Source organism: Aeromonas sp. ASNIH1 (assembly GCF_002934285.1).
Lineage (GTDB): Bacteria > Pseudomonadota > Gammaproteobacteria > Enterobacterales > Aeromonadaceae > Aeromonas > Aeromonas caviae.
Genome location: NZ_CP026228.1, coordinates 3,791,875 through 3,813,588 on the forward strand (window position 1 = coordinate 3,791,875; position 21,714 = coordinate 3,813,588).

General features: G+C 61.4%; 18 protein-coding genes. 10 read left to right on the plus strand and 8 right to left on the minus strand.

Annotated features, from left to right (window positions below):
• Positions 1 to 22: 22 nt before the first annotated feature.
• Positions 23 to 2,275: an ATP-dependent Clp protease ATP-binding subunit ClpA gene (gene clpA / locus C2U37_RS18505; RefSeq protein ID WP_049637156.1), complete on the plus strand. Its 2,253-nt coding sequence runs from the start codon at positions 23 to 25 to the stop codon at positions 2,273 to 2,275.
• 69 nt (positions 2,276 to 2,344) lie between these two features.
• On the opposite strand, the gene infA is transcribed toward clpA, so the two are convergent.
• The 3 genes from infA to aat form a co-directional block, all read right to left on the minus strand.
• Positions 2,345 to 2,563: a translation initiation factor IF-1 gene (infA, locus tag C2U37_RS18510; protein WP_005300033.1), complete on the minus strand. Its 219-nt coding sequence runs from the start codon at positions 2,561 to 2,563 to the stop codon at positions 2,345 to 2,347.
• A 68-nt stretch (positions 2,564 to 2,631) separates the two neighbouring features.
• Complete coding sequence (locus C2U37_RS18515; RefSeq protein WP_010674512.1) at positions 2,632 to 3,348, minus strand: arginyltransferase; 717 nt, start codon at positions 3,346 to 3,348, stop codon at positions 2,632 to 2,634.
• Positions 3,345 to 4,052, minus strand: coding sequence for a leucyl/phenylalanyl-tRNA--protein transferase (aat, locus tag C2U37_RS18520; RefSeq protein WP_029314435.1), 708 nt, complete (start codon positions 4,050 to 4,052; stop codon positions 3,345 to 3,347). The genes C2U37_RS18515 and aat overlap by 4 nt, the downstream gene beginning before the upstream one ends.
• A gap of 17 nt (positions 4,053 to 4,069) precedes the next feature.
• On the opposite strand from aat, the gene C2U37_RS18525 reads away from it, so the two are divergent.
• Positions 4,070 to 4,540, plus strand: a complete 471-nt coding sequence (locus C2U37_RS18525; RefSeq protein ID WP_010674514.1) for a glycine zipper 2TM domain-containing protein — start codon at positions 4,070 to 4,072, stop codon at positions 4,538 to 4,540.
• Positions 4,541 to 4,623: 83 nt separating this feature from the next.
• Here C2U37_RS18525 and C2U37_RS18530 read toward each other — a convergent pair whose 3' ends face one another.
• The 3 genes from C2U37_RS18530 to ald form a co-directional block, all read right to left on the minus strand.
• Positions 4,624 to 5,865: a diguanylate cyclase gene (locus tag C2U37_RS18530; protein ID WP_052815246.1), complete on the minus strand. Its 1,242-nt coding sequence runs from the start codon at positions 5,863 to 5,865 to the stop codon at positions 4,624 to 4,626.
• Between the two features lie 58 nt (positions 5,866 to 5,923).
• The gene (gene trxB, locus C2U37_RS18535) at positions 5,924 to 6,874 is read right to left on the minus strand and encodes a thioredoxin-disulfide reductase (RefSeq protein ID WP_104452880.1); all 951 of its coding nucleotides are present in this window, start codon (positions 6,872 to 6,874) and stop codon (positions 5,924 to 5,926) included.
• A 183-nt stretch (positions 6,875 to 7,057) separates the two neighbouring features.
• A complete protein-coding gene (gene ald / locus C2U37_RS18540) occupies positions 7,058 to 8,173 on the minus strand; it encodes an alanine dehydrogenase (RefSeq protein WP_010674517.1) in 1,116 nt (371 codons plus the stop codon).
• 150 nt (positions 8,174 to 8,323) lie between these two features.
• On the opposite strand from ald, the gene lrp reads away from it, so the two are divergent.
• From lrp to purF, 7 genes are all read left to right on the plus strand, one after another.
• On the plus strand, positions 8,324 to 8,815 hold the full coding sequence (gene lrp, locus C2U37_RS18545; RefSeq protein WP_005300047.1) for a leucine-responsive transcriptional regulator Lrp: 492 nt from the start codon (positions 8,324 to 8,326) through the stop codon (positions 8,813 to 8,815).
• 189 nt (positions 8,816 to 9,004) lie between these two features.
• Positions 9,005 to 11,509 carry a DNA translocase FtsK gene (locus C2U37_RS18550; RefSeq protein ID WP_041211364.1) on the plus strand — a complete coding sequence of 835 codons (2,505 nt, stop codon included), beginning with the start codon at positions 9,005 to 9,007 and terminating at the stop codon, positions 11,507 to 11,509.
• Between the two features lie 77 nt (positions 11,510 to 11,586).
• Positions 11,587 to 12,195 (plus strand): outer membrane lipoprotein chaperone LolA, encoded by a 609-nt coding sequence (lolA, locus tag C2U37_RS18555; protein ID WP_041211573.1) that lies wholly within the window; start codon positions 11,587 to 11,589, stop codon positions 12,193 to 12,195.
• Positions 12,196 to 12,262: 67 nt separating this feature from the next.
• A complete protein-coding gene (locus C2U37_RS18560; protein WP_041211365.1) occupies positions 12,263 to 13,600 on the plus strand; it encodes a replication-associated recombination protein A in 1,338 nt (445 codons plus the stop codon).
• A gap of 281 nt (positions 13,601 to 13,881) precedes the next feature.
• Complete coding sequence (gene serS / locus C2U37_RS18570; protein ID WP_039039009.1) at positions 13,882 to 15,177, plus strand: serine--tRNA ligase; 1,296 nt, start codon at positions 13,882 to 13,884, stop codon at positions 15,175 to 15,177.
• A 175-nt stretch (positions 15,178 to 15,352) separates the two neighbouring features.
• Entirely contained in the window at positions 15,353 to 15,844 is a 492-nt protein-coding gene (locus C2U37_RS18575; RefSeq protein ID WP_010674522.1) for a CvpA family protein, read from the plus strand.
• An 18-nt stretch (positions 15,845 to 15,862) separates the two neighbouring features.
• Complete coding sequence (purF, locus tag C2U37_RS18580; RefSeq protein ID WP_010674523.1) at positions 15,863 to 17,383, plus strand: amidophosphoribosyltransferase; 1,521 nt, start codon at positions 15,863 to 15,865, stop codon at positions 17,381 to 17,383.
• Between the two features lie 102 nt (positions 17,384 to 17,485).
• On the opposite strand, the gene C2U37_RS18585 is transcribed toward purF, so the two are convergent.
• Positions 17,486 to 18,913 (minus strand): 6-phospho-beta-glucosidase, encoded by a 1,428-nt coding sequence (locus tag C2U37_RS18585; RefSeq protein WP_104452882.1) that lies wholly within the window; start codon positions 18,911 to 18,913, stop codon positions 17,486 to 17,488.
• A gap of 31 nt (positions 18,914 to 18,944) precedes the next feature.
• The gene (gene ascF / locus C2U37_RS18590; RefSeq protein ID WP_104452883.1) at positions 18,945 to 20,399 is read right to left on the minus strand and encodes a PTS cellobiose/arbutin/salicin transporter subunit IIBC; all 1,455 of its coding nucleotides are present in this window, start codon (positions 20,397 to 20,399) and stop codon (positions 18,945 to 18,947) included.
• Between the two features lie 253 nt (positions 20,400 to 20,652).
• Between ascF and C2U37_RS18595 the strand changes: the two genes are divergently transcribed.
• On the plus strand, positions 20,653 to 21,660 hold the full coding sequence (locus C2U37_RS18595; protein WP_128274244.1) for a LacI family DNA-binding transcriptional regulator: 1,008 nt from the start codon (positions 20,653 to 20,655) through the stop codon (positions 21,658 to 21,660).
• Positions 21,661 to 21,714: the final 54 nt, after the last annotated feature.

Consider the following 21,714-nt stretch of genomic DNA (forward strand, 5'->3'; position numbering starts at 1 on the left):
GCTGTACTGAGGGGAGGTGCCTATGTTGAACAAAGATCTAGAAAAGACGCTGAACGAGGCTTTCAAGCTGGCCCGTGACGAGCGCCACGAATTCATGACCGTCGAGCACCTGTTGTTGGCCCTGCTGGATAACAGCTCAGCCCATGAGGCGCTGAGTTCATGTGGTGCGGATGTGGAACAGATGCGCAAAGAGATCCGCGCCTTCATCAATCAAACGACCCCGCTCATCCCCCGTGACGACGAAGACAGGGAAACCCAGCCGACGCTGGGCTTCCAGCGCGTGCTGCAACGTGCCGTCTTCCATGTCCAGTCGTCCGGCAATACCGAGGTGAGCGGTGCCAATGTCCTGGTCGCCATCTTCAGCGAACAAGAGTCCCAGGCCGCCTACTTCCTGAAAAAAGCCGAAATAAGCCGCCTGGATGTGGTGAACTTCCTGTCCCACGGGGTGCGCAAGGACAACAAGCCCGAGAGTGGTGGCAACAATGCGGAATCTGATGACGAGGTATCCTCTGCCCAGATAGAAAGCTTTGCCACCAACCTCAACCAGCTGGTGCTGGAGGGGCGCATCGATCCGCTCATCGGCCGTGATCAGGAGCTCAATCGCACCATTCAGGTATTGTGCCGCCGCCGCAAGAACAACCCCTTGCTGGTCGGGGAAGCCGGCGTGGGCAAGACCGCCATCGCCGAAGGGCTTGCCTACCGTATCGTCAAGGGGGATGTGCCCGAGGTGATTGCGGGTAGCACCATCTACTCCCTGGACATGGGCTCCCTGCTGGCGGGCACCAAGTATCGTGGTGACTTCGAGAAGCGCCTCAAGGTGCTGCTCAAGCAGATCGAACGTCAGGAGGGGGCCATCCTCTTCATCGACGAGATCCACACCATCATTGGCGCTGGTGCGGCTTCCGGTGGCCAGCTGGATGCGGCCAACCTCATCAAGCCGCTGCTCTCCAATGGTTTGCTGCGCTGCGTGGGCTCCACCACCTACCAGGAATATGCCCAGATCTTCGAGAAGGACAGGGCCCTGGCTCGTCGCTTCCAGAAGATCGACATCGTCGAACCCACAGTAGACGACACCACTCGCATTCTGATGGGACTCAAGAGCCGTTATGAGTCTCACCATGGCGTGCGTTACACCGTCAAGGCGATCCGGGCGGCGGTGGAGCTCTCCGCCAAGTACATCAATGATCGCCATCTGCCTGACAAGGCCATCGACGTCATCGACGAGGCGGGGGCAGGGCAACGCCTCTTGCCCGTCAGCAAGCGCAAGAAGGTGATCAATGTGCCGGAAATCGAGGCCATTGTTGCCAAGATTGCCCGTATACCAGAGAAATCTGTCTCCTCCTCCGACAAGGAGGTGCTGAAGAATCTGGAGCGCAATCTCAAGATGGTGGTGTTCGGGCAGGACAAGGCCATCGAGGTGCTGACCGATGCCATTCGGTTGTCACGTTCAGGGCTTGGCAACGAACGCCGACCTGTGGGCTGCTTCCTGTTTGCCGGCCCGACCGGGGTGGGCAAGACCGAAGTGACCCAGCAACTTGGCAAGGCGCTCGGGGTCGAGGTATTGCGATTTGACATGTCGGAATACATGGAACGCCATACCGTGTCCCGGTTGATCGGGGCTCCTCCCGGTTACGTGGGATTCGAGCAGGGAGGGCTGTTGACCGACTCCGTCCTCAAGCATCCGCACTCCGTCGTGCTGCTTGACGAGATCGAGAAGGCGCACCCGGATGTCTTCAACCTGCTGCTGCAGGTGATGGACAACGGCACCCTGACGGACAACAACGGGCGCAAGGCAGATTTTCGCAATGTGATCCTGGTGATGACCACCAACGCAGGGGTTCAGGAAACCCAGCGCAAGTCCATCGGCTTCCAGCAGCAGGACATGAGCCACGATGCCATGGAGGTGATCAACAAGACGTTCAGTCCGGAGTTCCGCAACCGGCTCGATCACACCATCTGGTTCAACCATCTCGACATGGGAGTGATCCATCAGGTGGTCGACAAGTTCATCGTCGAGCTGCAGGTTCAGCTGGATGCCAAGGGCGTTTCACTGGAGGTGTCTGAAGAGGCGCGCCACTGGTTGGCAGAGAAAGGGTATGACAGGGCAATGGGGGCAAGACCCATGGGCCGGGTCATTCAGGAGCACCTCAAGAAGCCCCTGGCCAACGAGATCCTGTTTGGTTCCCTGGTCGATGGCGGCATTGTGAAGGTCGAGCTGGTGAACAACAGCCTCAGCTTTGATTTTCAGGTCAACGTTGAAGCTGTCTCTCACTGACTGTGAGCAAGGCCGGAAATGACAAAAAACCCCAACCGAGAGGCTGGGGTTTTTTGCTGAATTCCTGGCTTAGCGAGAGCGGAAAACAATACGTCCCTTGGAGAGATCGTACGGAGTCAGAGCCACCGTTACTTTGTCCCCAGTCAGGATACGGATGTAGTTTTTGCGCATCTTGCCGGAAATATGAGCGATAACCACGTGACCATTTTCCAGTTCCACACGGAACATGGTATTGGGCAAGGTTTCGAGAATGGTACCCTGCATCTCAATACTGTCTTCTTTAGCCATTGAATCCTCTTGATAAGCCACAACAAAAAACCGCTGGATCATGCCGGATTTAAGGCTATGTGTAAAGTTTACTCGGGCTTGGTGTCGATTTTTTTCCATTCGCCCTGTACCAGCAGCTCATGGGGCAGGTATTGGCGCTTGTAATTCATCTTGCGGCACTCCTCCACCAGATACCCCAGATAGAGCCACTGACGACCGGTACGTCTGGCCAGTTCCAACTGGCTCAGGATGGCGAAGGTGCCGAGCGACCGGTCGGCATAGTCGGGGTCGAAGAAGGTGTACATGGCGCTCAGAGAGTGGGGAAGCAGATCCGTGGTGGCCACGCCGATGAGGCGTCCCTCCTTGCGCATCTCCAGATAGAGGGGGGGCATCCAGTCGCAGTGCAGGAACCCCTTGTATTGGGTCCGGCTCGGTGGATACATGCTGCCATCCCTATGGCGCTCACGGATATAGCGTTCATAGAGCTGGTAATACTCGGGCTTGTCGTCATAGCTCAGCACGAGTTCGAGATCTCGGTTCAACTGGCGGATGCGTTTCTGCCCACGGCTCGGGGTGAAGCGTTCACTGTGTATGCGCAAGGATTGGCAGGCGCTGCAGGCGGGGCAGTGAGGACGATAGATGTCGTTGCCACTGCGCCGGAATCCTGCCGTCAGCAGCCGTTCGTACCCGGCGGCGTTGAGCAATTCATGGTCCATCAGGACCAGCAACTGCTCCTGCTCGTGACCGAGGTAGCTGCACGGGTGCCTGGGGGTCAGCCCGACCTTGAGGATCACTTCTTCACTCATAGGCTGATTCTCCTCGGTTGCCAGCATCCCTCTTGCAACGGTTGCCGGGTCAGGGTGGCCAGGGTGGTCAGAAAGCGCTGCCTTGGCCACTCCTGGACGCCCAGCGTGGCCAGAAAGTCGTTTTGCATCTGGCAGTCGATGAGGGCACCGCCGTGCCCTGCAAAGTGGCGACAGAGGGCCACCATGGCCAGTTTGGCGCCATTGTCGATGCGGCTGAACATGGATTCACCACAAAAGAGTCGACCCAGGGAGAGACCATAGAGGCCTGCCTGCAACTGATCATCCTGCCAGATCTCGATGGAGTGGGCATGACCGAGGCGATGAAGGCGCCGATAGGCGTCGATCATGGGGGCACTTATCCAGGTGCCGCTGGCGGTGCGACGGGGGGCGGCGCAGGCTGCAATGACGTCATCAAAGGCGCGATTGATGTAAATCTCGAAGGGGGTGCGGCGCAAACACTTCTGCAGGCTGCGGCCGATGTGGAGTTCCTCGGGCACGATGACTCCCCTGGGATCCGGTGACCACCACAGCAGTGGCTGATGGGGTTCATTCCACGGAAAGATCCCGCTGTGGTAAGCTGCCAGCAATCGAGTGGGGGAGAGATCTCCCCCAATCGCGAGCAGCCCGTTGGGCTCTTCCAGCGCATGGCTGGGGGAGGGAAACCAGCACAGCTCATCATCCAGTTCGGTAAGATAGCGAGACATAAGGCAGAGGTTCATAGATGAAGGCCATTATCCTGATAGTATCCAGCTTGCTTGGCTTTGTCACGGCACCGGCCTGGAGTGCGGTGTATGAACGCAACACGGCGCGTCCGGTGGAGCAGGTGGTCTTCGGCCAGGTGGATGCGGTGCGCAACATCACCCAGCGCCAGATGGTGGAATCAGAGCATTCCGGCTGGAAAACTCTGGGAGGGGCCGTGCTTGGCGGGCTGCTCGGCAACCAGTTTGGCGGTGGGCACGGGCGGGAGATTGCCACTGCGGTCGGGGCACTGGCGGGAGCGGCGGCGGTGCAGCAGTTTCAGTCAGGGGGCAGCGTGGTGGAGAACAAGCTGGTGGAGCTGCTGATCCGCAACGAGCAGAATGGGCTCATCAACGTGATCCAGGATTACGATCCGGCCATGGTCTTTGCGCAGGGCGACAAGGTACGCATCCTCTATTTCAACGATGGAGTGCGGGTCGACAAGACCTATTGAACGGTGAAGAAGGGATTGACCCGGCGGCCGCCACACAAGGGGCGCCGGGCGGTACTACACGGAGTGTCTCTGCTGATGCTTGCTCAGACGTCCTGACAGACTATCTTGTCTCGCCCGGTATTCTTTGCCTGATACAACTGGCGATCTGCCTCGCTCAGCGCCTCGTCCATGGAGAGCCGCCCGACATTGATGACGCCGAAACTGGCGCGTACAAAGAGCGATATCTCCCGCGACAGCGGTTGCTGGCGCATTTGCAGACGAAGCCCTTCCAGTCGCTTGAGCAGCACGGGAACGGGGCAGTGGGGCACCATCAGGGCAAATTCTTCACCACCGAATCGGGCTATCATGGCATCCGGGAAGAACTGGGTGAGCAGCCTGGCCAGATGACAGAGCAGCTGATCGCCGATGGCATGCCCCCAGTGATCATTGACCTGCTTGAAGTGATCCACATCGAGCACGCACAGGGAGAGCTGCGCCTGATGGCGCTGATGCTCCTCGAACCACTTTTGACCCTCGTTGAACCAGTAGCGTCTGTTGTAAAGTCCGGTCAGGTAGTCTCGGTTGGCCGATTCCTGGATGTTGTTGAACTGCTCAAGGGCCTCCAGGTTGTGGCTGACCCGGCACTGCAGCTCCTCGGGTTCAAAGGGCTGATTGAGAAAATCATTCGCCCCTTGCTTGAGGTAGCGTGCCGAGAGGCCGTGTTTGTCCGACACCGAGATGCCGATGATGGCGAGCTGCTGCTTGCTGTAGCGCTCGCGCAGCATTCGCACCAGGCTGATGCCATCGATCTCCGGCATGTAGTAGTCCACCAGCATCAGGCGAATGGCGGGGTGCTGCTCGAGCTGCGCCAGCGCATCGCGGGCTGAATTGGCCTCGTGCACCTGCAACAACTGCTTGCGCAACTGGGCCGCGGTACGGTGACGGGAGGTGCGTGAATCGTCGACCACCAAGACTTCGATGGCCTGGTTGAGGTAGAGGCGGTGCACCAGACCGACGGCATATTGCAGGGAGTGACGTGAATCCTTCATCACATAGTCCAGCACCCCGGCTTCCAGCCAGGCTTCCCGCTTCTCTTCGCTGATGTCGGCCGTCAGGATCACCACCGGCAACCCACGCTCCCTCAGCACATTGACAGCTTCTCCGCTGGGGGCGTCCGGCAGGGTGAGATCCACCAGGGCGACCACATAATCTTCCCCATGGCAATCGCGAGCCCCTTCAAGGGTATCGAAGGCGTCGATTTCCAGCCCGGTCTGCTGCGCAATGGCCTGGGTCAGCATGCGGCGTACCGTCAGGCTGTCTTCCACTATCATTATTTTTCGTTTCATCCTGCTCCTTGCAATAAAAAAGGGCATGCCAACTGGCATGCCCTTTATATCCTTCCGATTATTGTGCGTCCAGATATCGCTCTGCATCGAGGGCGGCCATGCAGCCGGTCCCTGCGGAGGTGATCGCCTGGCGGTAGACGTGATCGGCCACGTCGCCGGCGGCGAACACGCCCGGGATGCTGGTCTGGGTTGCGAACCCTTCCAGTCCGCCACGCACCTTCAGATAGCCGTTTTCCATCGCCAGCTGCCCTTCGAAGATCTGGGTGTTGGGCTGGTGACCGATGGCGATGAAGACCCCCATCAGCGGCAGCTCGGAGGTGGTGTCATCCCGGGTGCTGCGCAGGCGCACGCCGGTGACGCCCATGTCGTCACCCAGTACTTCGTCCAGGGTCTGATGGGTGTGCAGGACGATATTGCCGCTCTTGACCTTGTCGTTGAGGCGCTTGATCAGGATCTTCTCGGCGCGGAACTCGTCGCGGCGATGGATGAGGTGCACCTTCTTGGCGATGTTGGCCAGATAGAGAGCCTCTTCCACGGCGGTGTTGCCGCCACCGACCACGGCCACTTCCTGGTTGCGGTAGAAGAAGCCGTCACAGGTGGCGCAGGCGGAGACGCCGCGGCCCTTGAAGGCCTCTTCTGAGGGCAGACCCAGGTATTTGGCGGAGGCGCCGGTGGCGAGGATCAGCGCATCGCAGGTGTATTCCCCGTTGTCGCCCTTGAGGCGGAAGGGACGCTCGGTCAGCGTCACTTCATTGATGTGATCAAAGAGGATGCGGGTATCGAACTTCTCTGCATGCTCTTTCATGCGCTCCATCAGGGCCGGGCCGGTCAGCCCTTCCGCGTCCCCTGGCCAGTTTTCCACTTCGGTGGTGGTGGTCAGCTGACCACCTTGCTGCATGCCGGTGATGAGCAGGGGATTGAGGTTGGCGCGAGCGGCATAGACGGCCGCAGTGTAACCTGCCGGACCGGATCCCAGGATCAGCAGTTTGCTGTGAGTGACTTGGCTCATGATGTGATTTCCGAGACGTGATGAGTTTGCGCGATTGTAGGTAATTCGTGATCCGTGGTCAAAGGCCAGCGCATCGATTGGGGCAATCGCCAACAAGAGGGGTGAGCCGGGGATGGCAGGCATAAAAAAACCGCCCATCGCGGGCGGATTTTCACTCATCTACCTCCCTTTGCAGGGACGCGATCAGTTCAGCAGGGTCAGGGGATCCGTGTAAGCCAGATTGTGGGCCACGGCAACCTCCTTGCAGGTGATTTTGCCCGCCATCACGTTCAGGCCGTGCAACAGGTGGGGATCGGCGAGCAGAGCGTTGCGATAGCCCTGTTCGGCCAGCTTGATGATGAAGGGGAGGGTGGCGTTGTTCAGGGCCACGGTGGAGGTCCGCGCCACGGCACCCGGCATGTTGGCCACGCAGTAGTGCACCACCTCGTCGACGATGAAGGTGGGATCTTCATGGGTGGTGGCATGGGAGGTCTCGACACAGCCGCCCTGGTCGATGGCCACGTCCACGATGGCCGCACCGGGTTTCATGCGAGCAATGTGGTCACGGCTGACAAGTTTTGGCGCAGTGGCGCCAGGCACCAGCACGCCGCCGATGACCAGGTCCGCCGCCAGCAGATGGCGCTCCAGGGTCTCGCGGTTGGAGTAGACCACCTTGGCAGCCCCCTGGAACTCGCTGTCGAGACGGCGCAGGGTATCGACGTTGTTGTCGAGGATGGTGACGTCGGCACGCAGGCCGACGGCCATGCGGGCTGCGTTGGAGCCCACCACACCACCACCGATGATCACCACCTTGGCCGGTTCCACACCGGGCACACCACCGAGCAGCACGCCGCTGCCGCCACGGGATTTCTCCAGTGCCTGGGCACCGGCCTGAATAGACATGCGTCCGGCCACTTCCGACATGGGGGCCAGCAGGGGCAGACCGCCACGACCGTCTGTGACGGTTTCATAGGCGATGCAGACGGCACCACTGTCGATGAGATCCTGGGTCTGGGCCAGGTCCGGCGCCAGATGCAGATAGGTAAAGAGGGTCTGGCCAGGACGCAGCATGGCCCGTTCCACTGCCTGGGGTTCCTTGACCTTGACGATCATCTCCGCCTTGGCGAAAACTTCGGCAGCGGAGGCCAGGATCTCGGCTCCGGCAGCCAGATAATCTGCGTCACTGAACCCAATGCCATTTCCTGCGCCGCTTTGGACGAAAACAGTATGGTTTCGTGCTGTCAGTTCACGTACACTGGCCGGAACCATGCCTACGCGATATTCATGGTTTTTTATTTCCTTAGGTACACCGATAATCATGCTATCCCTCGTCTATCGATTGGTGGTTTATGTTGCCTAGATGTTAAGCGATATTTGCGCCTAGTATATTCAGGTATTGACAGGATTTGTGACCATTATTATAAAGTGACTGGTGATTCTTACCAAAAAATAGCCAAAGGATGGAATTAAATGATGGAAGCTAAGAGTCGGCTAAAGGATTTGGACAGGATTGACCGCAACATTCTGAATGAACTGCAAAAGGATGGCAGGATTTCGAACGTTGAGTTGTCCAAACGAGTTGGCCTGAGTCCCACACCGTGTCTGGAACGGGTTCGTCGCCTGGAGCGACAAGGGTATATCGAAGGATATGCCGCCATTCTGAACCCTCATTATCTGGACGCGTCTCTGCTGGTGTTCGTGGAAATTACCCTCAATCGTGGCGCCCCCGATGTGTTCGAGCAGTTCAACAAGGCTGTTCAGGTGCTCGAAGAGATCCAGGAGTGCCATCTGGTGTCCGGTGATTTCGACTATCTGCTCAAGACCCGCGTCAGCGACATGTCCGCTTACCGCCGCCTGCTGGGTGAAACCCTGCTGCGTCTGCCGGGCGTGAACGACACCCGCACCTACGTGGTGATGGAAGAGGTCAAACAGAGCAGTCGTCTGGTGATCAGCACCCGATAAGCGGGGTTGTGCTGTGACTTGCAAGTTCCATGACGAGTCACGATAGTCAGAAACGAGCGGCCGGTCCGCTCGTTTCTTCTTATAGAGAGTTTCAGGCCCGCCCTCAGGCACTGGCTGACAATCGGTGGGCTTTTCAGGGATACTAGGCCCCCTATCCCCGCATTCATGTTTTCACAAAGGAGCCGGAGTTTGGCCGATAAAAAGCTGTTTACTCCTTTATCAGGTACACAACGGATCTTCGAGGCCGTCTTGATCGCCATCACCTTGATGGCTGCCTATCTTTTGCTTGCCCTGCTGACCTACCATCCCGCCGATCCCGGCTGGTCGCAAACCTCCTGGCAAGGGGAGGTGAAAAACCTCGCGGGCAGCGCCGGTGCCTGGCTCGCCGACATCACCATGTTTACCTTCGGGGCCTTCTCCTATCTGGTGCCCCCTCTGGTGGTGCTGCTTGGCTGGAGCCTGTTCTGGCGCCCGAGCAAGCTGCTGGAAGTGGATTACCTCACCCTGTCGGTACGGATCATCGGCTTCGTGCTGACGGTGCTTGGCATGTCCGCCATCGCCAGCATGAACTTCAACGACTTGCAGAACTTTTCCGCCGGCGGCCTGGTGGGGGATGTGATCGCCTCCGCCGTGGTGCCGCTGTTTGGCGGCGTGGGGGCCAACCTGATGCTGCTCTGCTTCGTGGCGACCGGCATCACCCTCTTTACCGGCTGGTCCTGGCTCACCATTGTCGAGCGCATCGGTGCCGCCTGCACCGGCTCAGTCAGCGCCATCTACCATTTCCCCACCACCCTGGGCCGCTGGCTCACCGGTGGCTGGCGCCAGCCCCGCTATGAGGGGCCGGATCCCCTGCTGGAAGGGGGCGTGGGCAGCTTCGATCAGGAAGAGGATGACGAAGACCCCCACGGCAGCTGGACACGCAACCCCAAGGCGAAGAATCGCGCTCAAAAGACAAAAGCTGACGAATGGCTGCCGGAGCTTGACGAAGACACCTTCCAGTTCGATCCGCAGTTTGACGACGAAGAGGACGAGGCTCCGGCGCCTGCCGCCAAGGGCAAGCGCGTGGCCAATGGCCGTCCGCGTCCCGCCGTGCGCCAGGAAGAAGATGACCTCGACTTGCCCTGGGCGGAGGGGGATGACGAACCCGATGCTCCCGTTGCCGCTGCGCCGGTGAAAGCCAAGCGCCGTCCCCAGCCCGGTCTGGCCCCTTTACCGAGCATCGATCTGTTGGACAGGCCGCCCGCCAAGACCCAGATGATGAGCAAGGACGAGCTGGAGCGCATGGGCCGGCTGGTGGAGGCGAAGCTCGCCGATTACAACGTGCAGGCCAAGGTGGTGGGCGTCTATCCCGGTCCCGTCATTACCCGCTTCGAACTGGACCTGGCGCCGGGCATGAAGGCGAGCAAGATCACCAATCTTTCCCGGGATCTCGCCCGTTCTCTCTCTGCCAGCAGCGTGCGGGTGGTGGAGGTGATCCCGGGCAAGACGTTCGTCGGGATCGAGCTGCCCAACCGGGTACGCCAGACCGTCTACCTGCGGGAAACCCTCGACTGCGAGGCGTTCGCGGCCAGCCGCAATCCGCTCACCATGGGGCTGGGTCAGGACATCGCGGGGGAACCCGTGGTGGTGAACCTCGCCAAGATGCCTCACCTGCTGGTGGCCGGTACCACGGGCTCGGGCAAGTCGGTGGGGGTGAACACCATGATCATCTCCATGCTCTACAAATCCTCCCCCGAGGATCTGCGCTTCATCATGATCGACCCCAAGATGCTGGAGCTCTCGGTCTATGAAGGCATTCCGCATCTGCTGACCGAGGTGGTCACCGACATGAAGGATGCCGCCAACGCCCTGCGCTGGTGCGTAGGCGAGATGGAGCGTCGTTACAAGCTGATGTCCGCGGTCGGGGTGCGCAACCTCAAGGGGTACAACGACAAGGTGTTGGCCGCCATCGAGGCGGGGGATCCCCTGGTCGACCCCCTGTGGCGTCCGGGCGACTCCATGGATCAGATGCCGCCGGAGCTGGAAAAACTGCCCCACATCGTGGTGGTGGTGGACGAGTTCGCCGACATGATGATGATCGTCGGCAAGAAGGTTGAGGAGCTTATCGCCCGTATCGCCCAGAAGGCGCGGGCGGCCGGTATTCACCTTATCCTCGCGACCCAGCGTCCGTCGGTGGATGTCATTACCGGCCTCATCAAGGCCAACATCCCGACCCGTATCTCCTTCCAGGTGTCGAGCAAGATCGATTCGCGCACCATCCTGGACCAGGGGGGCGCCGAATCCCTGCTCGGCATGGGTGACATGCTCTACATGCCTGCCGGCACCTCCAACCCCACCCGTGTCCACGGTGCCTTCGTCGATGACCACGAGGTACACAAGGTGGTGGCGGACTGGAAACTGCGTGGCGAGCCGGATTACATCGACGAGATCCTCTCCGGCGAGTCGGACGGCGAGGGCGGCGGTGGCGACTTCGGCGGGGGCGGCGATGAAGAGCTCGATCCCCTGTTCGACGAGGCGGTGGCCTTCGTGGTGGAATCCCGCCGTGGCTCCACCTCCAGCGTCCAGCGCAAGTTCAAGATCGGTTACAACCGGGCGGCCCGTCTCATCGAGCAGATGGAAAACCAGGGCATCGTCAGCGCCCCGGGCGGCAACGGCCAGCGCGACGTGCTGGCACCGCCGCCGGTTCGTGACTAAGCCTAACTCCTGTATCATTCTGGCCATGCCCTCTGCGGGCGTGGCCTTTTATCGAGAACCTCCCTATGAAGAGCCTGATGAAAAAACAACTGTTGATGGGTTCCATTCTGCTGGTCGCCAGCAGCCAGGTATGGGCCGATGCGGCCAGTGATCTCAAGGAGAAGCTCTCCTCCGTCAATCTCTTCTCCGCGACATTTGCCCAGACCGTTTATGACAGCAAGGGCAAGGAGCTGCAAAAGGCGAGCGGCTCCCTGCTGGTGCAGCGACCCAACCGCTTCAACTGGCACACTACCTCCCCGGACGAGAGCCTGATCGTGGCCGATGGCAAGGATGTGTGGGTGTACGACCCCTTCGTCGAGCAGGTCACCGCCCTCAAGATGAAGGATGCGGTGCTCAACACCCCCTTCGTGCTCATCGCGGGCAACGACAACAGCCTCTGGAAGAACTATGACGTGACCCAGGAAGGGGATGTCTATACCGTCACCAGCCGCAACAAGGACGAGCTGATCGCCTCCTTTCGCATCACCTTCGACCGTCAGAACAACATCAGTCGCTTCGACGTGAAAGAGGCCCAGGGCCAGTGGAGCGAGTTCACCCTGAGCAGCTTCAACCGCAAACCGGTGCTCAAGGGCAACGAATTTGTCTTCAAGATCCCGAAGGGGGTCGAGCTGGACGACCAGCGCTGATGAGCCAGCCGTTACCGGCGTTATCGTCTGACCGGGCGTCATGGACGACCGGTCAGATGCAAGGTCAATGCAGATGAGCAATTTATCCCTGGATTTCTCCTCGGACTTTCGTCCGCTGGCGGCCCGGATGAGGCCGCAAACCCTCGAGCAGTACATCGGCCAGCAGCATATCCTGGGGCCGGACAAGCCCCTGCGAAAAGCGATCCTGGCGGGGCACTGCCACTCCATGATCCTCTGGGGCCCCCCCGGCACCGGCAAGACCACGCTGGCAGAACTGGTTGCCCACTACTGCCAGGCGGAGGTGGAGCGGCTCTCGGCGGTCACCTCCGGCATCAAGGAGATCCGCGCCGCCCTCGACAAGGCGAAGGAGAACGGCTGGCGCGGGGTGCGCACCATCCTGTTCGTGGATGAAGTCCACCGCTTCAACAAGAGCCAGCAGGATGTCTTCCTGCCCCACATCGAAGACGGCACCATCACCTTCATCGGCGCCACCACCGAGAACCCCTCGTTCGAGCTCAACAATGCGCTGCTCTCCCGGGCCCGGGTCTATCTGCTCAAGAGGCTGGAGGAGCAGGACATCCTCGCCATGATCGATCAGGCGATGCAGGACCCGCGCGGCCTCAATGACCCTAGCCTGCGCTTTGCCCCCGGGGCCAAGGAGGCGCTGGCGAAAGCCGTGGACGGGGACGGGCGCAAGTCTCTGAACTATCTGGAGCTCCTTGCCGACATGGCCGAGGCCGACAGCTCAGGGGCGCGGGTGATCGACAGTACCCTGCTCGCCGCCGTGGTGGGGGAGCACGTGGCCCGTTTCGACAAGGGCGGCGATCACTTCTACGACCTCATCTCGGCGGTGCACAAGTCCATTCGCGGCTCGGCGCCGGATGCGGCCCTCTACTGGTATGCCCGCATGGTGAGCGCCGGCTGCGATCCCCTCTACATCGCCCGCCGCTTGCTGGCCATTGCCTCGGAAGATGTGGGCAACGCCGATCCCCGTGCCATGCAGGTGGCGCTCTCGGCCTGGGACTGCTTCCATCGCATCGGTCCGGCGGAAGGGGAGCGGGCCATCGCCCAGGCCATCGTCTACCTCGCCTGCGCCCCCAAGAGCAATGCGGTCTACACCGCCTGGAAGGCGGCGCTTCACGACGCCAAGAACCTGCCGGACTTCGAGGTGCCGCCGCACCTTCGCAATGCCCCTACCAAGCTCATGAGCGAGCTGGGCTACGGCGCCGAGTATCGCTACGCCCACGACGAGCCGGGGGCCTATGCCGCCGGCGAGCAGTACTTCCCCCCGGAGCTTGCCGGCAAGCAGTACTATCAGCCCACCGAGCGGGGGCTTGAGAAGCAGATAGCCCAGAAGCTCGACTATCTGCATGAGCTGGACAAGCAGAGCCCGCGCAAGCGATAGGAAAGACCTTCAGGTTCCTTGCCCGGAAAAGGGCACGGCCAGGGCATCAGGGGAGGGGGTTCCCGGCAAAAACGGGCGCAATAGTCCCTGTTCGGGCGGGGGGGCGGTCTGCTACACTGCCCGTCTGACCCCGGTTGTCTTGGCCTTGCACCATCTTCTTGATTTCGAAGGCCCGATTCCGAAGGCAAAGGGGTGCGCCAACCGATGTTAACTTCCGGATCTGTTTCCCAACCCGGTCACGATGACCCGGGCCCAGATCCCATTAAAAAAGTAGGTAAACCATGCTGGATCCCAAATATCTGCGCAGCGACATCACCGAAGCTGCCGCTCGTCTGGCGACACGTGGCTACGTTCTGGACGTAGCGGCGGTCAATGTTCTGGAAGAGAAACGCAAGGATCTGCAGTCCCGCACCCAGGAGCTGCAGGCCGAGCGCAACGCCCGCTCCAAGTCCATCGGTGAGGCTGCCCGTCGTGGTGAAGATGTTGCCCCCCTCAAGGCCGAGGTGACCAAGATCAACGACGAGCTCGAGACCAGCAAGGTCGAGCTGGAGGCCCTGCTGGCCCAGCTCAAGGGGATCGCCGACGCCATCCCCAACCTGCCGAGCGAGACCACCCCGGTGGGCCGTGACGAGAACGACAACGTGGAGGTCCGCCGCTGGGGTACACCGCGTGAGTTCGATTTCCCGGTACGCGACCACATCGATCTGGGTGAGGCGGCCAAGGGGGTCGACTTCAAGAACGGCGTCAAGCTTTCCGGTGCCCGTTTCGTGGTGATGAAGGGCCAGATTGCCCGTCTGCACCGCGCCCTGGCCCAGTTCATGCTGGACCTGCACACCCTGCAGCACGGCTACACCGAGTGCTACGTGCCCTATCTGGTCAACCCGGACAGCCTGTACGGCACCGGCCAACTGCCCAAGTTCTCCCAGGATCTCTTCAATACCGGCATCGAAGGGGAAGGGGAAGACGAAGGCAAGGTGCGCAAGTTCTCCCTCATCCCGACCTCCGAAGTGCCGCTCACCAACATGGCCCGTGACGAGATCTTCGACGAGCAGGAGCTGCCCATCAAGATGACCGCCCACAGCCCCTGCTTCCGCTCCGAAGCGGGCTCCTACGGTCGTGATACCCGTGGCCTCATCCGTATGCACCAGTTCGACAAGGTCGAGATGGTGCAACTGGTGCACCCGGAAAAATCCTGGGATGCCCTGGAAGAGATGGTGGGTCACGCCGAGAAGGTGCTGCAACTGCTGGAGCTGCCGTATCGCGTGATGGCGCTTTCCACCGGTGACATGGGCTTCTGCGCCGCCAAGACCTACGATCTGGAAGTGTGGCTGCCGGCCCAGAACACCTATCGCGAGATCTCCTCTGTCTCCAACTGCACCGACTTCCAGGCGCGCCGTATGCAGGCTCGCGTGCGTATCGACGGCAAGCCGCAGCTCATTCACACCCTGAATGGTTCCGGTCTGGCGGTGGGTCGTACCCTGGTGGCCGTGCTCGAGAACTACCAGCAGGCAGATGGCCGCATCGCCATCCCGGCTGCGCTGCAATCCTACATGGGCGGCCTGACCCACATCGGGTAAGCGCTCGTTGCAGACGACAACGCCATGGCATGCCATGGCGTTGTGCATTCTGGGCCCGGGAAACCCGCCGCAAGGGGAAGGGATAGCTCCCTTCGGGCCTGTAACACAATTTTATCAAGCATTGCGCAATCGTTTTTGTTAGACTGCGCCGCAATTTCGCAGGACATCTTTTTCTATGGTCTGGATTGATTACGCCATCATCGGCATCGTCGGTTTCTCCGCCCTCATCAGCCTGGTGCGCGGCTTTCTCAAGGAGGCCATGTCTCTGGTCACCTGGTTCGTCGCCTTTTTCATTGCCAGCCATTTCTATCCCGATCTCGCCGTCTATTTCACCTCTTTTTCCGATGCCATGGTTCGCAACGGTCTGGCCATCGCCGCCCTGTTCGTGGCGACCCTGATCCTGGGGAGCGTGGTGAACTACGTGGTGGGCCTGCTGGTGGAAAAGACCGGGCTTTCTGGCACCGACAGGGTGCTCGGGGTCTGTTTTGGCGCCATTCGAGGGGTGCTGATCGTCAGCGCCCTGCTGTTTTTCATGGATACCTTCACCAGCCTCTCCCAGAGCGACTGGTGGGTGGCGTCCAGGCTGGTGCCGGAGTTCAAGCCGGTGATCCAGTGGTTTTTCGGGTTCATGATGAACTCGTCCAGTTTTCTTCAACAGGTACAGTGACTTCGAGGTAGCAAAGACATGTGCGGTATTGTCGGTATAGTTGGCACCACCCCCGTCAATCAGGCCCTCTACGACGCCTTGACGGTGTTGCAGCACAGGGGACAGGATGCCGCCGGGATCGTGACCATTGACAGTGGAAACTTCCGGCAACGCAAGGCCAACGGTCTGGTGAAGGATGTGTTTGAAGTGCGCCACATGCAGCGCCTGAAAGGGAATATCGGCATCGGACACGTCCGTTATCCCACCGCAGGCAGCTCCAGTGCGGCAGAGGCGCAGCCGTTTTACGTGAACTCCCCCTACGGCATGGTGCTGGCCCACAACGGCAACCTCACCAACGCCAAGGAGCTCAAGGAGCAGCAGTTCAAGGTGGCCCGCCGCCACATCAACACCACCTCGGACTCCGAAGTGCTGTTGAACGTGCTGGCCCACGAGCTGGACTTGTGCGACAAGATGGCGCTGCGCCCGGAAGATATCTTCTCGGCGGTGCGCAAGGTGCACCAGCAGATCCGCGGCGCCTATGCCGTGGTCTCTCTGGTGATCGGCCACGGCCTCATCGGTTTTCGCGATCCGAACGGTATTCGCCCGCTGATCCTGGGTCGCCGGGTCGACGAGCAGGGGCAGGTGGAGTACATGCTCGCCTCCGAGAGCGTGGCCCTCGACGCCATCGGCTTCGAGACGGTGCGTGACGTCGCCCCGGGCGAGGCCATCTACATCACCGAGCAGGGCCAGCTCTTCTCCGAGCAGTGTGCGGAGAACCCGCAGATGAACCCCTGCATCTTCGAATACGTCTACTTCGCCCGTCCCGACTCCTTCATCGACAAGGTCTCCGTCTATGCCGCCCGCCTCAACATGGGTCGCAAGCTGGGCCAGAAGATCGCACGGGAGTGGGACGATCTCGACGTGGACGTGGTCATCCCCATCCCCGAGACCTCCTGCGACGTGGCGCTGGAAATCGCCCACACCCTGGGCCTGCCGTACCGTCAGGGCTTCGTGAAGAACCGCTACATCGGCCGTACCTTCATCATGCCGGGCCAGACCCAGCGCAAGAAGTCGGTGCGCCGCAAGCTCAACGCCATCAGCTCCGAATTCAAGGGCAAGAAGGTGTTGCTGGTGGACGACTCCATCGTGCGGGGCACCACCTCCGAGCAGATCATCCAGATGGCCCGTGAAGCGGGGGCCGCCAAGGTCTACTTCGCCTCGGCCGCACCGGAAATTCGCTTCCCCAACGTCTACGGCATCGACATGCCCACCGCCAACGAGCTCATTGCCCATGGCCGTGAAGTGGAAGAGGTGTGCAAGCTTATCGGTGCCGACGGCCTCATCTTCCAGGATCTGGAAGATCTGGAAGAGGCGGTGCGGGAGATCAACCCCGAGCTGCGCCACTTCGAGACCTCGGTCTTCAACGGCCACTACGTCACCTCCGACGTGGATCAGGGTTATCTGGACCACCTCAATGCCCTGCGCAGCGACGACAACAAGGCGGTGCGCGAGTGGCAGGAAGGGACCAGCAACCTCGAGATCTTCAACGAAGGCAGTTAAACGTTTTCAGATTGCCAGCGTGATGAAAAAAGATGGGGGCCTAGGCCCCCATCTTGTATTCGTGCACTCGGCGCAGCGCCTGGACAACCCACACAAGGGTCCTCAGGCCAGATCCTCCCCGTTGCTCGCGATCACCTTCTTGTACCACCAGAACGACTTCTTGCACCGGCGGGTCAGGGTGCCATGGCCGGCGTCGTCCCGGTCCACGTGGACGAAGCCATAGCGCTTGCTCATCTCGCCGGTGGAGGCGGAGACGAGATCGATGCAGCCCCAGCTGGTGTACCCCATCAGAGGAACGCCGTCCTTGATGGCGTCCCCCATGGCCTCGATGTGGGCGCGCAGGTAGTCGATGCGGTAGTCGTCCTCTATCTCCCCTAGCTCGTTCACTTCGTCCACCGCTCCCAGGCCGTTTTCCACCAGGAAGAGCGGCTTCTGGTAGCGATCGTGCAAGGTGTTGAGGGTGATGCGAAGGCCCAGGGGATCGATACCCCAGCCCCACTCGCTCACCTCGATGTGGGGATTGCGCAGGGACTTGACCACGTTGGCCTCGCTGGTATTGCCCGCATTCATGTCGGCGGCGCAGCGGGAGGCGTAGTAGCTGAAGGAGACGAAATCCACGGTGTGCCTGAGGATCTCGTCATCTTCCGGCCCCTTCACCAGGGTGATCCCCTTGTCACGAAATACCCTCTGCGCATAGGCCGGATAGGCGCCCCTGGCTTGCACGTCGATGAAGAGGAGGTTCTCCCGATCTTTCTGGAGGGCGGTCCAGACGTCTGCGGGCTTGCAGGAGTAGGGGTAGAAGTTGCCCCCCGCCAGCATGCAGCCCACCTGGTTGGCCGGGTTCACCTCGTGGGCGATCCGGGTCGCCAGGGCGCTGGCCACCAGCTCGTGGTGGGCGGCCTGATACTTCACCTGATCCTGGTGCTCCCCTTGCTCGAACACCAGCCCCGCCCCGGAGAAGGGGCTGTGCAGCAGGATGTTGATCTCGTTGAAGGTGAGCCAGTACTTCACCAGGCCGTCGAACTGCTCGAAGCAGGTGCGGGCGTAGCGGGTGAAAAACTCCACCATCTGGCGGTTGCGCCAGGAGCCGTACTCGGTCACCAGGTGCATGGGCACATCGAAGTGGCACAGGGTCACCAGGGGCTCGATGTTGTACTTTCTGCACTCCTCGAACACCGCCCGGTAGAAGGCGATGCCCTCGGCATTGGGCTCGCGCTCGTCACCCCTGGGGTAGAGACGGGCCCAGGCGATGGAGGTGCGAAACACGGTGAAGCCCATCTCGGCCATCAGGGCGATGTCCTCCCGATAGCGGTGATAGAAATCGATGGCTCCGTGGCTTGGGTAGAACTCGTCATCTTGCAGGGTGATGCGCTTCTCCTGGCCGAGTTTGACCGCCATGCGGCGCGGGCCATGGGGGATCATGTCTACCGTGGTCAGCCCCTTGCCCCCCTCGAGATAGCCGCCCTCCGCCTGATTGGCGGCCAGGGCACCGCCCCAGAGAAAGCCCTCGGGAAATCTTGTTAACGACATCTGTTACCTCTTGTCATGTCTGAATGGGGTGTCACAGCCCGGCCTGCGTCTGGCTGGTGGCGACGGGTTGCACGGGCTCGGCGCGGGAGGCCGGGCTCTCGACCGGGATGTCCTCGAACCCCATCACCAGGGTCAGCACGAAGGAGAGCACCACCGAGAGGGCCATCACGCCGAACACCCAGGCGATGGTCATGGGGTTGGCCGGATCGAAGAACTGCACGCTGGTAAAGAGCCCGGGGGCGGCCATGGAGTGGCTGGCGAGCCCCGCCATGCCGGCGACGGCACCGCAGACAAAGCCGCTGATGAGGCTCGCGATGAGCGGACGCTTGAGGCGCAGGGCCACACCGTAGAGCGCGGGTTCGGAGATCCCCGCCATGATGGCGGAGGCGGCCGCCGCGAGCGCCGTCTGGCGCAGTTCCGGGTTTCGGGTGCGCCAGGCCACCGCCAGGGACGAGCCGCCAAGAGAGAGATTGGCGCCAATTTCGGAGGGCATCACCATGCCTTCCTTGCCGGTCTCGGCGATGGTCTGGATGATGGTCGGGGTGAAGACGCGGTGCATGCCGGTCATCACCAGCAGGGGCCAGAGCGCCCCCATGATGGCCACCGACAGCCAGCCCAGGTAGTCGTGGACCGTGTAGACCAGGCCGGAGATGGCGGTGCCAATCCAGATGCCGACGGGGCCGATGAAGAGGATGGCGAGGGGGGCCGCGATCAGCACGATCAGCATGGGTTTGAGGAAGTTCTTGGTGACCGCCGGGGTGATGCGGTCGACCCAGCCCTCGATGTAGGAGAGGCACCAGGTCATCACCAGCGCCGGAATGACGGTGTAGGTGTATTTGACCGCGGTCACCGGGACTAGGGCGAAGGTCACCTGCTCCCTTTCGGCGGCTCTGGCCATCAGCTCGATGAAGCTGGGGTGCACCAGCACCCCGGCGATGGCGATGGCCAGGGACATGTTGGTCTTGAACTTGACGGCGGCGGAGGCGGCCACCATCAGGGGCAGGAAGAAGAAGGCCCCATCCCCGGCTACCGTGAGGATGGTGAGGGTCGAGGAGCCTTTCTCCAGTACGCCGGTCATCTCCAGCACCATGGCCAGCAGCTTGAGCATGGAGCCGCCGATGATGGCCGGGATGAGGGGGGACATGGTGCCGATCAGGGCGTCGAGGATGGCGGCGCCCATGCGGCGCAGGCTCCAGCCAGCGGAAGCCTCCGGAAGCGGAGTCTGCCCACCGCCCTGGGGCAGCAGGGCCAGCACTTCGCGATAGGCGTGGGAGACGGTGTTGCCGATGATCACCTGACACTGGTTGTCCGCCTGCACCACCCCGAGCACGCCCGTGATGGCCTTGAGGGCAGGGCCATTGACCCGGGCGGGATCGCCGAGCACAAAGCGCAGCCGCGTCATGCAGTGGGTCACGGCGACGACGTTGTCGGCGCCGCCGAGTGCGGTGATGACGGTACCGGCCAGAGCCGCATAGTTTTTTGACATCGAGGTAGATCCTTTTAACCAAGTGGGCCTGCTCGCCCCCGCCGCCGCGAAGGGCGGGAACGCGCATGAAACTGAGTGTGGAACCGGTTCCGCATGGAGTGCGCGGCCTGAGCGCGGGAGACAAGCATCTTGTGCAGCGAGCGTCCGGATCCGTGAATGGCATCACTGAACCCGGGCCTGCACGCCATTCGTGCGACGACAAGCCGGGGGCGGTGCAGTACACTGCGCCCCGTTACGAGCAAGGGAGAACACAATGACGACGATGCTGGAGGTGGCAAGGCGGGCAGGGGTGTCGAAGGCGACGGTCTCCCGGGTGTTGTCGGGCAATGGTTACACCAGCCAGGAGACCCGGGACCGGGTGCAGCAGGCCATCGAGGAGTGCGGCTATCGCCCCAACCTGGTGGCGAGGCAGCTGGCGACCAGGCACACCCGGACCCTGGGACTGGTGGTCACCAACACCCTCTACCACGGCGTCTACTTCGGCGAGCTGCTCTCCCAGGTGGCGCGGATGACCGAGGATCGCGGGCGCCAGCTCATACTGGCGGACGGCAAGCACAGCGCCGACGAGGAGCGCCAGGCCATCCAGTATCTGCTCGATTCCCGTTGCGATGGCGTCATCATCTATCCGCGCTTTCTTGGGGTGGAGGAGATGGACGAGATCATCGAGCAGCATGAGCAGCCCATCATGGTGCTCAACCGGCGTCTGAGCCGCGATCCGGCCCACTGCGTCTATGCGGACCAGCAGGCGGCGGAGGCGGTGGTGGACAAGCTGGTGGCCATGGGGCACAGGGAGATCGCCTTCATCGCAGGCTCTGCGGATTCCCCCACTGGCGCCGAGCGTCTGGCCGGCTACCGGCAGGCGCTGATCCGGCACGGCATCCCCGTGCAGGAGACCTTGATCGCCCCCGGCAAATGGACCCCCGCCTGTGGCGCGGCCGCCGTCTCGACCTTGCTGGCGCGAGGCGCTCGCTTCAGCGCCCTGGTGGCCAGCAACGATGACATGGCGATCGGGGCGATCAAACGGCTGCACGAAGCCGGTGTGATGGTGCCTGACGAGGTTTCGGTGGTGGGGTTTGACGACATTCCCCTGGCCCCTTACGTCATTCCCGCGCTGTCGAGCGTCAAGATGCCGGTGAACGGGATGATCCAGGAGACCATCAACCGCCTGATCACCATGGTGGAGGAGGGGAGCCGGGACGCACTGCCCGCCTTCAGCGGCACCCTGATCCGCCGCGACTCCCTCAGGCGTCTGACGGGCTGAGTCATGATGGCGGTGGGCAGGCCGGGCGTGATCCGTTAGCATAGGCCCCCCGGC

Coding starts and splice junctions, on each gene's coding strand:
- clpA (WP_049637156.1), top strand. CDS start 23: ATGTTGAACAAAGATCTAGAAAAGACGCTGAACGAGGCTTTCAAGCTG.
- infA (WP_005300033.1), bottom strand. CDS start 2,563: ATGGCTAAAGAAGACAGTATTGAGATGCAGGGTACCATTCTCGAAACC.
- C2U37_RS18515 (WP_010674512.1), bottom strand. CDS start 3,348: ATGAGTGAAGAAGTGATCCTCAAGGTCGGGCTGACCCCCAGGCACCCG.
- aat (WP_029314435.1), bottom strand. CDS start 4,052: ATGTCTCGCTATCTTACCGAACTGGATGATGAGCTGTGCTGGTTTCCC.
- C2U37_RS18525 (WP_010674514.1), top strand. CDS start 4,070: ATGAAGGCCATTATCCTGATAGTATCCAGCTTGCTTGGCTTTGTCACG.
- C2U37_RS18530 (WP_052815246.1), bottom strand. CDS start 5,865: ATGAAACGAAAAATAATGATAGTGGAAGACAGCCTGACGGTACGCCGC.
- trxB (WP_104452880.1), bottom strand. CDS start 6,874: ATGAGCCAAGTCACTCACAGCAAACTGCTGATCCTGGGATCCGGTCCG.
- ald (WP_010674517.1), bottom strand. CDS start 8,173: ATGATTATCGGTGTACCTAAGGAAATAAAAAACCATGAATATCGCGTA.
- lrp (WP_005300047.1), top strand. CDS start 8,324: ATGATGGAAGCTAAGAGTCGGCTAAAGGATTTGGACAGGATTGACCGC.
- lolA (WP_041211573.1), top strand. CDS start 11,587: ATGAAAAAACAACTGTTGATGGGTTCCATTCTGCTGGTCGCCAGCAGC.
- C2U37_RS18560 (WP_041211365.1), top strand. CDS start 12,263: ATGCAGATGAGCAATTTATCCCTGGATTTCTCCTCGGACTTTCGTCCG.
- serS (WP_039039009.1), top strand. CDS start 13,882: ATGCTGGATCCCAAATATCTGCGCAGCGACATCACCGAAGCTGCCGCT.
- C2U37_RS18575 (WP_010674522.1), top strand. CDS start 15,353: ATGGTCTGGATTGATTACGCCATCATCGGCATCGTCGGTTTCTCCGCC.
- purF (WP_010674523.1), top strand. CDS start 15,863: ATGTGCGGTATTGTCGGTATAGTTGGCACCACCCCCGTCAATCAGGCC.
- C2U37_RS18585 (WP_104452882.1), bottom strand. CDS start 18,913: ATGTCGTTAACAAGATTTCCCGAGGGCTTTCTCTGGGGCGGTGCCCTG.
- ascF (WP_104452883.1), bottom strand. CDS start 20,399: ATGTCAAAAAACTATGCGGCTCTGGCCGGTACCGTCATCACCGCACTC.
- C2U37_RS18595 (WP_128274244.1), top strand. CDS start 20,653: ATGACGACGATGCTGGAGGTGGCAAGGCGGGCAGGGGTGTCGAAGGCG.